At 71.1% G+C, this 13,545-nt stretch carries 15 protein-coding genes; 6 read left to right on the top strand and 9 right to left on the bottom strand.

Going from position 1 to position 13,545, the window contains the following annotated elements:
• Positions 1-34: 34 nt before the first annotated feature.
• From VFN12_RS00150 to VFN12_RS00135, 4 genes are all read right to left on the bottom strand, one after another.
• Complete coding sequence (locus VFN12_RS00150; protein ID WP_325116503.1) at positions 35-559, bottom strand: PH domain-containing protein; 525 nt, start codon at positions 557-559, stop codon at positions 35-37.
• 13 nt (positions 560-572) lie between these two features.
• Complete coding sequence (locus VFN12_RS00145; RefSeq protein WP_325116502.1) at positions 573-743, bottom strand: hypothetical protein; 171 nt, start codon at positions 741-743, stop codon at positions 573-575.
• Between the two features lie 100 nt (positions 744-843).
• Entirely contained in the window at positions 844-1,836 is a 993-nt protein-coding gene (meaB, locus tag VFN12_RS00140) for a methylmalonyl Co-A mutase-associated GTPase MeaB (protein ID WP_325116501.1), read from the bottom strand.
• 2 nt (positions 1,837-1,838) lie between these two features.
• Positions 1,839-3,029: an acetyl-CoA C-acetyltransferase gene (locus VFN12_RS00135; protein ID WP_325116499.1), complete on the bottom strand. Its 1,191-nt coding sequence runs from the start codon at positions 3,027-3,029 to the stop codon at positions 1,839-1,841.
• Positions 3,030-3,142: 113 nt separating this feature from the next.
• On the opposite strand from VFN12_RS00135, the gene mce reads away from it, so the two are divergent.
• The 4 genes from mce (at position 3,143) to VFN12_RS00115 (ending at position 7,766) form a co-directional block, all read left to right on the top strand.
• On the top strand, positions 3,143-3,643 hold the full coding sequence (mce, locus tag VFN12_RS00130; RefSeq protein ID WP_325116498.1) for a methylmalonyl-CoA epimerase: 501 nt from the start codon (positions 3,143-3,145) through the stop codon (positions 3,641-3,643).
• Between the two features lie 132 nt (positions 3,644-3,775).
• The gene (gene ccrA, locus VFN12_RS00125) at positions 3,776-5,116 is read left to right on the top strand and encodes a crotonyl-CoA carboxylase/reductase (RefSeq protein ID WP_325116497.1); all 1,341 of its coding nucleotides are present in this window, start codon (positions 3,776-3,778) and stop codon (positions 5,114-5,116) included.
• Positions 5,117-5,238: 122 nt separating this feature from the next.
• A complete protein-coding gene (locus VFN12_RS00120; RefSeq protein WP_325116496.1) occupies positions 5,239-6,573 on the top strand; it encodes a hypothetical protein in 1,335 nt (444 codons plus the stop codon).
• Positions 6,570-7,766: an AI-2E family transporter gene (locus VFN12_RS00115; protein ID WP_325116495.1), complete on the top strand. Its 1,197-nt coding sequence runs from the start codon at positions 6,570-6,572 to the stop codon at positions 7,764-7,766. Before VFN12_RS00120 ends, VFN12_RS00115 begins: the two co-directional genes overlap by 4 nt.
• A gap of 1 nt (position 7,767) precedes the next feature.
• Here the strand turns inward: VFN12_RS00115 and VFN12_RS00110 are convergent, their stop codons facing one another.
• Together VFN12_RS00110 and VFN12_RS00105 are read right to left on the bottom strand one after the other, a co-directional pair.
• A complete protein-coding gene (locus tag VFN12_RS00110; RefSeq protein WP_325116494.1) occupies positions 7,768-8,709 on the bottom strand; it encodes a hypothetical protein in 942 nt (313 codons plus the stop codon).
• Between the two features lie 34 nt (positions 8,710-8,743).
• Positions 8,744-9,712, bottom strand: coding sequence for an EamA family transporter (locus tag VFN12_RS00105; protein WP_325116493.1), 969 nt, complete (start codon positions 9,710-9,712; stop codon positions 8,744-8,746).
• Positions 9,713-9,750: 38 nt separating this feature from the next.
• Between VFN12_RS00105 and VFN12_RS00100 the strand changes: the two genes are divergently transcribed.
• The gene (locus VFN12_RS00100) at positions 9,751-10,284 is read left to right on the top strand and encodes a CGNR zinc finger domain-containing protein (RefSeq protein WP_325116492.1); all 534 of its coding nucleotides are present in this window, start codon (positions 9,751-9,753) and stop codon (positions 10,282-10,284) included.
• 10 nt (positions 10,285-10,294) lie between these two features.
• Here VFN12_RS00100 and VFN12_RS00095 read toward each other — a convergent pair whose 3' ends face one another.
• Positions 10,295-11,080 (bottom strand): alpha/beta fold hydrolase, encoded by a 786-nt coding sequence (locus tag VFN12_RS00095; protein WP_325116491.1) that lies wholly within the window; start codon positions 11,078-11,080, stop codon positions 10,295-10,297.
• Between the two features lie 163 nt (positions 11,081-11,243).
• Positions 11,244-11,999 carry a hypothetical protein gene (locus VFN12_RS00090; RefSeq protein ID WP_325116490.1) on the bottom strand — a complete coding sequence of 252 codons (756 nt, stop codon included), beginning with the start codon at positions 11,997-11,999 and terminating at the stop codon, positions 11,244-11,246.
• Between the two features lie 441 nt (positions 12,000-12,440).
• On the opposite strand from VFN12_RS00090, the gene VFN12_RS00085 reads away from it, so the two are divergent.
• Entirely contained in the window at positions 12,441-12,899 is a 459-nt protein-coding gene (locus VFN12_RS00085; RefSeq protein WP_325116489.1) for a VOC family protein, read from the top strand.
• A 56-nt stretch (positions 12,900-12,955) separates the two neighbouring features.
• Here VFN12_RS00085 and VFN12_RS00080 read toward each other — a convergent pair.
• On the bottom strand, positions 12,956-13,545 hold a 590-nt coding region (locus VFN12_RS00080; RefSeq protein ID WP_325116488.1), incomplete at its 5' end, for a DUF6985 domain-containing protein.

Below are 13,545 nucleotides of genomic sequence, written 5' to 3'. Positions count from 1 at the left end.
GGCCCATCAGTTCCGGCCCATCAGTTCCGGCCCATCAGTTGACGACCCGGGGCCCGCGCAGGCCGGAGCGCTGCACCACCCGCTGGATCGCCAGGTCGCGCTCGTCGGCGCGGCCGACGTACCGGATGTCGCGCAGCCCCTGCTCCTGGGCGGCGGACTCGAAGACGAAGTGGCCGAAGCCGAGCAGGCGACCGTGCAGCGGCTTGACCACCGTGATATCGAGAATCCGGTGCAGCGGCATCGTGGCCTGCTGCTGCGAGAGGACGCCGTGCACGCGGAACACCCGCATGTTGGTGATGACGAACCGGTCCCGGTGCTCGCGCAGCGCGCACCACGTCGCGTGGAGGAGCAGCGCGAGCGCGAGCAGCATCAGGACTCCGCCCAGCTCCACCAGGACGAACGGCGTGGCGACGACCAGGGCGACCGCGACCACGGCCTCGATCACCGGGCGGACGTAGACGATCCAGTGGTGGAGGACCTCGTCGACCACGACCTCGCCCTCGTCGCGGAGCAGGTGCTTGCCGATCTTCGGGTCGCTGAGCAACCCGATCAGTCCCATGTCACCGCCCGGCTCAGGCGAGGGCGCCGAAGAAGTCGATCAGCGCCCGGAACAGCTGAGTCGACAGGTGCCAGGTCTGGGAGCCGGCACCCTTGGCCGCGTCCGCCAGGCCATGGGGGTCGGTGAACATCCAGAACCCCATGAACACGACGACGACGACCAGCACCGCCTTCTTGGCGTTCATGCAACACACTCCCGTCTGGGCGACACAGGTCCACACTTGTCTAACAGATCGCGCACGGCGCGCGGGCAAGGCGCGCCACACGGCTCACGGGTCACCGCGTTCACTCCGCGAACGCCTCCAGCAGGCTGTCGGCCGCGGTGTACGGGTCCGACGTACCCGCGACGACGGCGGCGGCGAGGTCGTCGAGCTCGGACCGGCCGTGCACGTCGCCCCACCGGGCGCGCAGCGCGGTCACGGCGATCGCCTCGATCTCGTCGCGTGCCCGCCGCGTACGTCGCCGCTCGAGCTCGCCGCTCTCCTCGAGCCACGCGCGGTGCTTGTCGATCTCGGCCACGACCTCGTCCAGCCCCTCGGAGCGGGAGGCGACGGTCTTGACGATCGGCGGCCGCCAGGATCCCTCCGGCCGCTCGGCCAGCGCCAGCATCGACCGCAGGTCGCGGCGCACCTGGTCGGCGCCGTCGCGGTCGGCCTTGTTGATCACGTAGAGGTCGCCGATCTCGAGGATTCCCGCCTTGGCGGCCTGGATCCCGTCACCCATGCCCGGGGCGAGCAGGACCAGGGTGGTGTCGGCGAGGCCGGCGATCTCGACCTCGCTCTGCCCCACGCCCACCGTCTCGATCAGGATCACGTCACAGCCGGCCGCGTCCAGCACCCGCACGGCCTGGGGCGTCGTCCACGCCAGCCCGCCCAGATGGCCCCGCGAGGCCATCGAGCGGATGTAGACCTCGGGGTCCAGCGCGTGGTCCTGCATGCGGACCCGGTCGCCCAGCAGCGCCCCTCCGGAGAACGGCGACGACGGGTCGACGGCGAGGATGCCGACCCGCTTGCCGGCACGGCGCAGCTCGCTCACCAGGGCTGCGGTCGAGGTCGACTTGCCCACTCCCGGGGACCCGGTGACGCCGACGACCTGGGCCTGCCCGGCGTGCGGGGCCAGGGCCGCCATCACCTCGCGGAGCAGCGGCGACTCGTCCTCGACCAGCGAGATCAGCCGGGCGACTGCACGGGGGTGCCCCTCGCGGGCCTTCGCGACCAGGTCCGGGACGTCCCCCGACGACCGCCGTCCGCGAGCGGTGGTCGAGCCTGTCGGGACCAACCTCAGCTGCTGGGAACGCGGACGATCAGGGCGTCACCCTGGCCGCCACCACCGCAGAGCGCGGCCGCGCCGACTCCGCCGCCACGTCGCTTGAGCTCCATCGCGAGGTGGAGCACCACTCGGGTGCCGGACATGCCAACCGGGTGGCCGAGCGCGATCGCACCGCCGTTGACGTTGACCTTGTCGGCATCGACGCCGAGGGCCCGGGTGGACTCGATGCCGACCGCGGCGAACGCCTCGTTGAACTCCAGCAGGTCGAGGTCGGTGGGCGCGATGCCCTCCTTGTCGCAGGCGAGCTTCGTCGCGTTGGCGGGCTGGAGCTGCAAGGTGGAGTCGGGTCCGGCGACCATGCCGTGGGCTCCGATCTCGGCCAGCCAGGTGAGGCCGAGCTCCTCGGCCTTCGCCCTGCTCATCACGACGACCGCCGCGGCACCGTCGGAGATCTGCGATGCGGAGCCGGCGGTGATGGTGCCGTCCTTGGCGAACGCCGGGCGCAGCTTGCCCAGCGACTCCGCGGTGGTGTCCCCGCGGACGCCCTCGTCCTGGGACACGACGACCGGGTCGCCCTTGCGCTGCGGGATGGAGACGGGGACGACCTCGTCGTCGAAGACGCCGTTCTTCCAGGCCGCGGCCGCCTTCTGGTGCGACTGCGCGGCGAACTCGTCCTGCTCCTCACGCGTCAGCTTGATGCCCTCGGCATTGGCCTGCTCGGTCAGCCCGCCCATGGCCTGCTTGGTGGCCTGGTCGTAGAGGGCGTCGTAGGCCATCGAGTCGACGAGCGGGGTGTCGCCGTACTTGAAGCCCTCACGGGACTTCATCAGCAGGTGCGGGGCGTTGGTCATCGACTCCATGCCCCCGGCCACGACGATCTCGCACTCACCCGCGCGGATCAGCTGGTCGGCCATCGCGATGGCGTTGAGGCCGGAGAGGCAGACCTTGTTGATCGTGATCGACGGCATGTTCATCGGCAGCCCGGCGGCGATGCCCGCCGCCCGTGCGGGGTTCTGGCCGGCGCCGGCGAGGATGACCTGGCCCATGATGAGGTAGTCGACCTTCTCGGGCGCGACCCCGGCCTTCTCGAGCGCCCCCTTGATCGCGACCCCACCGAGGTCGGCCGCCGACTGGCTCTTGAGGCCGCCGAGCAGGCGGCCGATGGGGGTGCGCGCCCCCGCGACGATGACAGAACCAGACATTGGGTGCCTCCAGCGTTGCCGAACGGTCAAGATCTGTGACCGACGATACCCGTGGCCGTCTCACCCGTTGTCCCGGGTCGCGGGCGCGAGATCGAGGTACGACGATGGTCCCCATGAGCGCACCACTGGACGTCTCCGACCCCCTGTTCACGGCCATCGACCACGTCGGGATCGCCGTACCCGACCTGGACGAGGCCATCGAGTTCTACCGCGACACCCTCGGGATGCGCGTGGCGCACGAGGAGACCAACGAGGAGCAGGGCGTGCGCGAGGCGATGCTCTCCGTCGGCGGCGAGCCGGTCGGCACCGCCTCGTGCATCCAGCTCCTCGCCCCGCTCTCCCCGGACTCGACGATCGCGAAGTTCCTGGACCGCTCGGGTCCCGGCATCCAGCAGCTGGCCTACCGGGTGAGCGACGTCGACCAGGTCTCCGCGGTCCTGCGCGAGCGCGGCGTCCGGCTCCTCTACGACACCCCGAAGCGCGGCACCTCGGACTCCCGCGTCAACTTCGTGCACCCCAAGGACGCCGGCGGCGTTCTCGTCGAGCTCGTCGAGCCCGCGAGCGAGCAGCCGACCGCGAGGAACGAGCGGTCGGCGTGGGCGAGCGAAGATTGAGCAAGCCCGCGCCTGAGGCACGAAGGCGCGCAAGGCGCGTCGAAATCCGTGAGTCCCCCCACACGCCGTACCCAATCCCGTTACCCACCAGTAGCATCCCGCGAGACCCTCCCCGAACCAGGAGACGAACACGTGCAGAACATCCTTGATGCCATCCAGGCCGGCGACACCAGCCCGGACGACTTCGCCAACCTCGAGCTTCCCGAGTCCTACCGCGCGGTGACCGTGCACAAGGAGGACGTGGAGATGTTCGAGGGCCTCTCCAGCCGGGACAAGGACCCGCGCAAGTCCCTGCACGTGGAGGACGTGGCGCTGCCCGAGCTGGGCCCCGGCGAGGCCTACGTCGCGGTGATGGCGAGCGCGATCAACTACAACACGGTCTGGACCTCGATCTTCGAGCCGGTGTCGACCTTCGGATTCCTCGAGCGCTACGGACGCCTCTCCCCTCTCGCCAAGCGGCACGACCTGCCCTACCACGTGGTGGGCTCGGACCTGGCCGGCGTGGTGCTGCAGACGGGCCCGGGCGTGCACTCGTGGCAGCCGGGCACCGAGGTGGTGGCGCACTGCCTGTCCGTGGAGCTGGAGATGCCCGACGGGCACAACGACACGATGCTCGACCCCGAGCAGCGGATCTGGGGCTTCGAGACCAACTTCGGGGGCCTGGCCCACATCGCGCTGGTCAAGGCCAACCAGCTGATGCCCAAGCCGGCGCACCTCACGTGGGAGGAGGCCGCCTCCCCGGGCCTGGTCAACTGCACGGCGTACCGCCAGCTGGTCAGCAAGAACGGCGGCGACATGAAGCAGGGCGACAACGTCCTGATCTGGGGCGCCTCCGGTGGCCTCGGCGGCTTCGCGACGCAGTACGCGCTCAACGGCGGCGCGACCCCCGTGTGCGTGGTCTCCAACGACGAGAAGGCCGAGATCTGCCGCAGCATGGGCGCGGAGCTGATCATCAACCGCTCCGAGGAGGGTTACCGGTTCTGGAACGACGAGGGCACCGCGCAGAACCCCAAGGAGTGGAAGCGCTTCGGCGCCAAGATCCGTGAGCTGACCGGTGGCGAGGACATCGACATCGTCTTCGAGCACCCCGGCCGCGAGACCTTCGGCGCCTCGGTCTACGTCACCCGCAAGGGCGGCACGATCACCACCTGCGCGTCGACGTCGGGCTACATGCACGAGTACGACAACCGCTACCTCTGGATGAACCTCAAGCGGATCATCTCGTCCCACTTCGCCAACTACCGCGAGTCGTGGGAGGCAAACCGCCTCATCGCCAAGGGCATGATTCATCCCACACTGTCGAAGACCTACGGCCTCGACGACGTGGGACAGGCCGCGCTCGACGTCCACCGCAACGCCCACCAGGGCAAGGTGGGCGTGCTCTGCCTCGCTCCCGAGGAGGGCCTGGGCGTGCGCGACGAGGAGATGCGGGCCGAGCACCTCGACGCGATCAACCGCTTCCGCGGGGTCTGAGGCCGTCAGCCCGCTCCGGGCCCGCAGATTGCGGATCCAATCAGCGAGCCGGGGTGGGCTCTGCGGCGACCATCAGCGACACTGGTGACCGAGGTCCAGCCAATCCGGGAGGTAGCACCAGCATGAGCGACCAGGGTCTGTCCATCTTCGACGACGACGAGACCGACGAGTCGACCGATGACACCACCGAACAGGGTGCGGTCGAGGGAGAGAAGACCCAGGTGATGCCCGCACTGAAGGGCAATGGCGAGGCCCAGAAGCCCGCCTCCCAGCAGCCCACCTCCCAGAAGCCCGCGTCCCAGAAGCCCACGCCCCCGCAGCCCGCGCCCGGGCGCCCGGCACCCGCCCAGCGGAGCCAGCCGGCCCCGCCGCGTCCGCCCACGTCGGCGCCGCGGCCGACCCCGCAGCAGGCTTCGCCCCAGCCCCCGGCCTCACGGCCCGTCGTGCCGCCCGCGTCCACGGGAGGATCCGGCTTCCCGTCGGTGCGTCGCGGCGGCTACGACCGCGAGGCGGTCGACACCCGGTTCCGCCAGCTGACGACCGAGAAGGCCGGACTCAGCAGCAGCCTCACCGCCTCCGAGAAGCGGGTCCTCGAGCTCGAGAGCCAGCTCGAGGAGGCCCGCAAGCAGATCGCGGAGAACCAGAACCCGTCGTACGCCGGGCTGGGCGGGCGCGCGAGCACGATGCTGCGCCTCGCCGAGGAGGAGGCCGGTGACGTCCGGGCCGCCGCCGAGCGCGACGCCGACGACATCCGGCAGCGGGCCAACCGCGACGCCCAGTCGATCCGCGCCGAGGCCACCCGTGAGGCCGAGGACATGCGGCTGGTGCAGCTGCAGGAGCTCGACGAGGCCCGCAAGCGGATGCTCGCCGACGCCGAGCAGGAGCGGGCGCTGGCCAAGGCCGAGTCCGACGACCTGCTGGCCTCCGCCAAGCGCGAGTCCGACCAGCTGCGCCTGGCCGCCCAGCAGGAGACGAACGACCTGCGGACCACCGCCAAGCGCGAGTCCGAGCAGGCACGTGCCGCTGCCGACCGCGAGGTCCAGGAAGCCCGGCGGACGCTGGCCGTGGAGAAGGAGCGGCTCGCCAAGGAGGCCACCGACCACCACTCCAACGCGACCGCCGAGACCAAGCGGCTGGTCGACGAGGCAGAGGAGCGTGCCGCGCAGGCCGAGCAGCGCGCCCGCGAGGCGCTCAGCCAGGCGACCACCCACCGTCAGCAGGTCCAGCAGGAGTCGGAGGCGATGCTGACCCGGGCCCGTCGCGAGGCCGAGCAGATCGTCGCCTCGGCCCGCACCCAGGCCGAGGCCATCACCTCCCGGGGCGACGCCGAGTCCGAGCGGCAGCTGGCCGAGATCAAGGCCGAGGTCGACCGCATGGCGAAGCGTCGTGACGCCATCGCGGCCCAGCTCACCTCCTTGCGCGAGGTCGTCGCGGGATTCGCCGAGGACGAGAGTTGAGCGACGACCCCGTCGCCGGCGCGCCCACAGGGCCGACCGGGCGGGCGGCGGGGCGGCCGGCAGGACAGGCCACTGAGGACGACGGGCCCGCGGCGGGGACAGCGACGGACGTGCAGTCCCCGCCGCCGGGCGCCCGGCAGGACCTGGGCGAGCCCGGCAAGCCCCTCGAGCGCCACTCCGCCTTCTACCTCGGCTTCTTCGGCGCGCTCGGGGCCCTGCTCGCCTACTGGCTGGGCACCCAGCTGCTCGCGATCAGCTCGGTCCTGATCCTCGTCGTCGTCGCGATGTTCCTCGCCGCCGGGCTCAACCCGGTGGTCGAGTTCTTCGTGCGGCGGGGGCTGCGGCGCTCCTACGCCGTGGTCGCCGTGATCGTGGTGGTCGTCATCGCGCTGGCGCTGTTCGTCCTCGCCATCGTCCCGGTGATCAGCGACCAGGTCGCCGCGATCACCGAGACCGCCCCCCGGTGGTTCGACGAGCTCCAGCGCAACCGGCAGATCCAGGAGCTCAACCAGAAGTACGACGTGTTCGACCGTGCCGAGTCCTACATCCAGCAGGGCGGGTTCACCAGCAGCCTGTTCGGCGGGGTGCTCGGGGTCGGGCTGGCGGTGCTCAACACGCTCCTCAACGCGTTCATCGTCGTCGTGCTGACGCTCTACTTCCTGTCGTCGCTCCAGGCGACGAAGACCGCTCTCTACCGCCTCGCACCCCAGTCCCGCCGGGACCGGGTCACCAAGCTCGGCGACCGGGTGCTCGGCAGCATCGGCGGCTACGTCTCGGGCGCCTTCATCGTGGCGACCTGCGCCGGGCTGAGCTCGCTGGTCTTCCTGTTCATCGTCGGTCTCGGGGAGTACGCCGTGGCGCTGGCCTTCGTGGTCGCACTGCTCGACGTGATCCCCATGATCGGCGCCACCATCGGGGCCGTGATCGTGAGCGCGATCGGGTTCGCGACCGACGTCAAGATCGGCCTCGCCTGCGTGATCTTCTACCTGATCTACCAGCAGGTGGAGAACTACGTGATCTACCCGCGCGTGATGTCGAAGTCGGTCGACATCCCCGGCGCGGTCACCGTGATCGCGGCGCTGGTCGGAGCGGCGCTGCTCGGTGTCGTCGGCGCCCTGCTCGCGATCCCGACGGCGGCGGCGATCCTGATGCTCACCCGCGAGGTGTTCATCCGGAGACAGGACGCCCGCTGAGTCAGCCCATCGGTCCGATCAGCGACGACAGCACGGCCGGCAGCCCCTGCACGCGCAGCGAGTCGAGCACGCCCTCGTCCAGCTCGAAGGTCTGCCCCGGGCCGGTCTCGACCACACCGCAGCCGATCACCATCTCCTGCGTTCCGCCCACGCCGATGGGCGCACCCGGGTACGACGATCCGGTCATCTCCAGCGTGACCCATTCCGGGGGCGGCTCGTCGCCGCAGTCCATGTCCCGCCGCTCCGCATGGTCGATCGCCCGCGCGAAGGCCCGGGCCTCCTCCTCCCCCAGCACCGTCGCGTAGGCCAGCACGAGGTCCCCGGCGTCCGAGCGCCGGTAGGCGCACACCTCGAGGGACTGCGGCCTTCCGTAGCCCTCGATCAGCATGGCCCGAACCCTCGTCGGAGCCGGCAGCACCGGCGCGCACGGCCCGCCACGGTCCACGGAGCCCAGGATCCGGTCACGGAGCGCGCGGTCGTCGCTGGTCACGGTGACCGTGGTGCCCGCGACGGCCATCGTCTCCCGCACCCACCCGTCACCCAGATCCTCGGCGCCCGCCGGAACCTCGGCGCCGAGCCAGACCGACGGCACCGCCGGCGGGTCGGAGTCGGGGCCGATGAACGGATAGGCCTGGCAGACGTCGGTCAGGAAGAGCGGGCGGCCGACATAGGGCACACTGCGCGGGTCTCCGGCCCGGACCCGGTCGCCCGACGCGGTCACCGTGGCCATGGCCGGGCAGGCGACCGGGTCGCCGGCCACGTTCAGGGGAGCGCCGCCGTACGCCCAGTCCGCCGGGACGTCGACCGCGACGCCACGCCAGACCTCGGTGCGCCACGGTGTCGGCACCGGGTCACCGGCGACGGCAGGCGGACCCGTCGACCGGTCGCCGCAGGCGGCCAGCACGAGCACGCTCCCGGCGAGCAGGGTTCCCAAGGCACGCATGCCGATCTGACGCGCGCGCGGAGCCTGGGGTTCCTCAGGCCGGGACCGGATCGACCCGGACGACGGTGCGCTCGCCGAGCTTGACCGCCACCACGCCGGCGACGATCAGCACCCCACCCAGGAGCTGCACGGGTCGCGGCAGCTCGTCCAGGAGCAGCCACGCCCACAGGACTCCGGACAGGACCTCCGAGAGGGCCACGAACGAGGCCACCCGGGAGCCGAGGCGCCTGATCGCGGCGATGCCGGTCGTGTAGGCGATCGCGGCGGTCACCAGTGCCAGCAGCACGAGAGGCACCCAGGGAGCGACCGTGGCACCGGCATAGGACACCGGCGCCGAGGCGTGGTGCAGGGGCATCAGCCCGACGAGGCCCAGCAGGGCGAGGGCCACCGCGCCGACCACCAACCCCCCACCGGCGAGGGCCAGCGGAGGCAGGCCGTTGGTGTCGTCGGCGGAGATGACGAAGTAGGTCGCGGCCCCGACCATCGCGGCCAGGGCCCACAGGACGCCCGGGACGCTGAGGTCCGCGCCGGACAGCAGGTCGAGGACCAGGACGAGGCCGAGCGCGGCGAGGCCGGCGCCGACCAGGGTGACCGCACCGGGACGCTGGCCCTGCCGGAGCCACAGCCAGACGACGACGGTCGCCGGTGCGGTGTACTCGATCAGGAGGGCCGGGCCGACCTGCATGTAGGACACGGCCGAGAAGTAGCAGAACTGCGCTCCCGCGACGGCCAGGACGCCGTACGTCACCACCAGGCCGGCGTTGCGCCGCACGGCACCCCAGTTCCCGCGCAGGGAGAGGACCGCCATCGGAGCGACCAGCACGGCGGCGCCGCCGACCCGGATGAGCGTGACGGCGCCGGCGCTCCAGCCGGACTCGAGCAGGGGCCGGGCCAGGGCACCGGAGAGCCCGAACGTCAGCGCCGAGACGAGGGCGAACGCGAGGCCGGACGCCGTCCGCGAACGCGGGGCCGCCACCGTTGCGTCATGCGTCAACGTCGTCATGACTCATGACAGTACGAGAACCTTGGTAATGTGTCAATGTGGTTTTCACTGATGACACCGGGGATGCCCTGATCGCCGCCGTGGCGCTCGTCAACAGCGCCGACGACCCGGACACGATGACGACGGTCGACGACGTCAACGCGTTCTACGACGAGCACGGCTACACCGGTGCCCGCCCCCGCTCCCGGGCCGACCTGGAGGCGGTCCGCGCCCTCCGGGCCCCCCTGAGACGCCTCCTCACCTCCGAGCGGGACGCGGCCGTGCCGCTCGTCAACGCGATCCTGGCCGAGCACCGCGCGCTCCCCCAGCTGCTGCGGCACGACGCCCTCGACTGGCACCTCCACGCCGTCGAGCTCAGCGCGCCGTTCGCCACCCGGGTCGCCGTCGAGACGGCGCTGGCCATGGTGGACGTGATCCGCACCGATGAGGTGTCGCGGCTCGGCATCTGCTCGGCCGACGACTGCGAGGGCGTGGTGCTGGACCTCTCCCGCAACCGGTCGCGTCGCTTCTGCAGCACCGCGTGCGGCAACCGGGCCGCGGTCGCGGCCTACCGGGCCCGGCAGCGCGGGTGATCGGGCCGGGTCACTCGTCGAGGAACCGCCGGACGACGGCCACGAAGGTCTCGGGCTGCTCGGAGTGGACCCAGTGGCCTGCGCCCTTGATGGTCACCCGCCGGTTGCGCGGGAACCAGCGCCCCATCGCCTCGGCGTACTCCTCGCGGACGTAGTCGGAGCGGTCGCCGCCCACCCAGAGCACCCGACCGTCATAGGGAGACACGTCCGCGAGGCCCTCCTCGGGCCAGCCGCCCAGCCCGGAGAGCTCGTCGCCCAGCACCGCCAGGTTGACCTGCCAGTGCCACGAGTCCCCGTCGCGACGGAGGTTCTGCAGCAGGAAGCTGCGCACCGTGTCGTTCGGTACGTCGTCGCGCAGCTGCTCGTCGGCGTCGCCGCGCCGCTCGAGGGCGGCCAGGTCGAGTCCGCGCATCGCGTCGACGTACCCCGCGAACTCCCGGGTGTTGTCGTAGGTCACCGGGGAGACGTCCACGACGCACAGCCGCTCGACCAGCTCGGGACGCCGCAGCGCGAGGACCATGGCGATCTTGCCGCCCATGGAGTGCCCCACCACTGCCACCGGCTCGTCGGCCGAGAAGAGGCCGGACACCCGGTCGGCGAGGTCGAGGTAGTCGACGGTGTCGGTCCACTGCGAGCGTCCGTGGTTGGGCATGTCCACGAGCAGCACGCGGTGCTCGCGGGCCAGCTCCTTGCCGACCTGGGTCCAGTTGCGGCCCTGGCCGAAGAGGCCGTGGCAGAACACGACGGTGGAGCCGGTCTCCCCGAGCTCGGTGACGTGGAGGTCTTGATCAGGCACGCCAGCAGTGTGTCAGCCCACGCTCGCGTAACCCGCACCGCTCGTCACTCCGCGACCCTGCTGCTCAAGACGTCTCCGCTGGCCGGTACAGGGTGGACGTGTCAGGCGGCCCAGCTGCGTCACACGCTGACCCGCCCGAAAGTTTCGGGCGGGTCAGCGTGGTTCAGAAGTCGAAGCCGTCGAACATGTCCCCGACGCCGTCACCGATCCCCCCGATGGCGTCGCCCATGCCCTCGCCGATGTCACCGATCGCGTCGAAGCCCCCGAACCCGCCGAACATCAGCCCCATGAACATCATGTCCATCGGGCCGAACCCGCCGAAGTAGCCGGAGGCATAGGGCTGGTACGCACGGCCGCCCTGGTAGTAGGGCACCCGCTGGGAGCCCACCATGACCATCCGCGAGTCGGGTTCGGCGCCGGCACGCACGCGCTCGGCGTCCAGGGCACAGGCCGGTACGTCGCGCGTGGCTCCGCCGGCCGGGGTCCACGGCACGTCGATGACGGACAACCCGTGGCGGGGGTCGAAGAAGCACGGCGGCCTCCGGGTGGGCAGCGGCTCTCCTGCCACCCGCGCCCGGACGCAGGCCGCGGCATAGCGACCGTCCTCGAGGATCTCGGTGACGTGCTTGATGTGCGCGGGCTCGGTGATGTTGTCGCCCGCGGTCTTCGCCGACTCGTAGGCATCGAGCGCCCGCTGGTAGTCGGCGCGCTGGCCGGCATCGAGCTCATGGCCGGCGAGGTCGAGGTCGAGCTCCTGGAGCTCGACACCGAGAGCAGTGATGTCCTCGAACGCGAGCTTCTTCACCGGGTCCAGCTCGCGCTGTCGCTGCAGCGCGAGGCGCTGCTTGCGGGCGCGTCCGGACACGACGACGACACCGGCGAGGACCGCGAGCAGGACCAGGACGACGACGAGCTCCATGCCGTGAGCCTACGTCGCGGCGCCAGAGCACTCACGCGCCCCGGAGGCCCCGACCAGTGCGGTCCGGCGGAGGCCGTTGCAGATTCGGGGCATGCCGGTGTGATCGCAGGAGGTACGACCGGGTGTCCGCGAGGATCGCGGAGGTGGGGCACCCTGGACGTCCCGCGACCGCAGGGCTTCCGGCATGGCGACGGGCAGGAGCACCTGCACTGGTGGTTGCTCGGCCGACCCACCGGCGTACCGCAGCTCGGCGGGCCGTTCCTCCCCACGGGGACACGCTCCTGCCACCTCGTACCCGCGAGGAGCTGCGCACCGACCTGCTGGTGGTCACGGAGCGACACACCTCCCTGGCCGGGGGCCGGGTGCTCGCGGGACCGGACGCGAACTCGGTCGAGTCCGGTCTGGGGCCGGGCGTCGGTGGCGCATGGCAGCATCGCGGCCATGCGAGAGATCCAGGTGACCTTCGACGCCCACGACCCCCGCGCGCTGTCCCGCTTCTGGGCCGCCGTGATGGGTTACATCAACCCGCCGCCTCCCGGGCACACCCTGGCCGAGGGCGAGGATCCCTTCGACGCCTGGTGGGACTTCCTGGCGAAGGCCGGCATCCCGGAGGACCAGCGCAACTCCGCGTCGGCCGCGCAAGACCCCGAGGGTCGCGGACCGCGCCTGTTCTTCCAGCAGGTCCCGGAGGGCAAGACCGCCAAGAACCGCGTCCACCTCGACGTCCGCGCCGCGCCAGGTCTCCAGGGCGACGAGCGCATGACGGCCCTCGAGGCCGAGTGCGATCGCCTGGTCGCGCTCGGCGCCACCCGCGTCGAGCGCCACGAGCCAGCGCCGCCGATGGCCGGGGGTCACATCGTCATGGAGGACCCTGAGGGCAACGTGTTCTGCCTCGACTGATCAGCGCGTGCTGCCTTCGCGGAAGCCGTACTCATCCAGCCGATGAGCGGGTGCGGTCACAGGGAGGTGGAGGGGTTCCAGTAGACCGCACTCTCGGGTATCGAGTCGTCGGCGAAGGCGTGCCGGTTGGTCAGGTGGCCGTCGTACTCGCTGACCTTCGTCACCTCTCGGCCTTCCTTCAACACCAGCATCAGGCCGTGCTCCGGCTCCCAGGCGCACTCGTTCTCGAGGGCAACGAACCAAGGTCCGCCATCCTCCTCGCGCTGGACCACTGGCTCGCGGGTCAGCGTCACGAAGTCCCAGACCTGAGCCGGCTGCGAGATGTCAGGAAAGCCGGGCGTCCTCGATGCGACCTCGCTCGCCACGTCGCGGTAGTAGTCGAACACGTGACCTGACGCCGACTCCAGGTGCGACACATCGAGTGAGCAGAGGGCCCCTACGCAAGCCACGAGATCGCGTGCCTCCTCCTGGGGGTCGTAACCATCGATCAGGAAGCGGCAGCGGCCTCCGAGCGCCGGCACCTCACGCGGCTCCGTCACGAGCCAGTCTCCGTCCTGAGTGACGGTGCCAAGTCCAGGGATCACCAACGCCATGCCAGTACGTTTCCACAGGCGGCGCGGATGACTCTCCAAACCGCACGGATCTG

The organism is Nocardioides sp., from assembly GCF_035703625.1.
GTDB lineage: Bacteria > Actinomycetota > Actinomycetes > Propionibacteriales > Nocardioidaceae > Nocardioides.
Note: the sequence above shows the minus strand (reverse complement) of the source record. Positions and strands in the feature narration are given on the sequence as shown.

Coding starts and splice junctions, on each gene's coding strand:
- VFN12_RS00150 (WP_325116503.1), bottom strand. CDS start 559: ATGGGACTGATCGGGTTGCTCAGCGACCCGAAGATCGGCAAGCACCTG.
- VFN12_RS00145 (WP_325116502.1), bottom strand. CDS start 743: ATGAACGCCAAGAAGGCGGTGCTGGTCGTCGTCGTCGTGTTCATGGGG.
- VFN12_RS00135 (WP_325116499.1), bottom strand. CDS start 3,029: ATGTCTGGTTCTGTCATCGTCGCGGGGGCGCGCACCCCCATCGGCCGC.
- mce (WP_325116498.1), top strand. CDS start 3,143: ATGAGCGCACCACTGGACGTCTCCGACCCCCTGTTCACGGCCATCGAC.
- VFN12_RS00120 (WP_325116496.1), top strand. CDS start 5,239: ATGAGCGACCAGGGTCTGTCCATCTTCGACGACGACGAGACCGACGAG.
- VFN12_RS00110 (WP_325116494.1), bottom strand. CDS start 8,709: ATGCGTGCCTTGGGAACCCTGCTCGCCGGGAGCGTGCTCGTGCTGGCC.
- VFN12_RS00105 (WP_325116493.1), bottom strand. CDS start 9,712: ATGACGACGTTGACGCATGACGCAACGGTGGCGGCCCCGCGTTCGCGG.
- VFN12_RS00090 (WP_325116490.1), bottom strand. CDS start 11,999: ATGGAGCTCGTCGTCGTCCTGGTCCTGCTCGCGGTCCTCGCCGGTGTC.
- VFN12_RS00085 (WP_325116489.1), top strand. CDS start 12,441: ATGCGAGAGATCCAGGTGACCTTCGACGCCCACGACCCCCGCGCGCTG.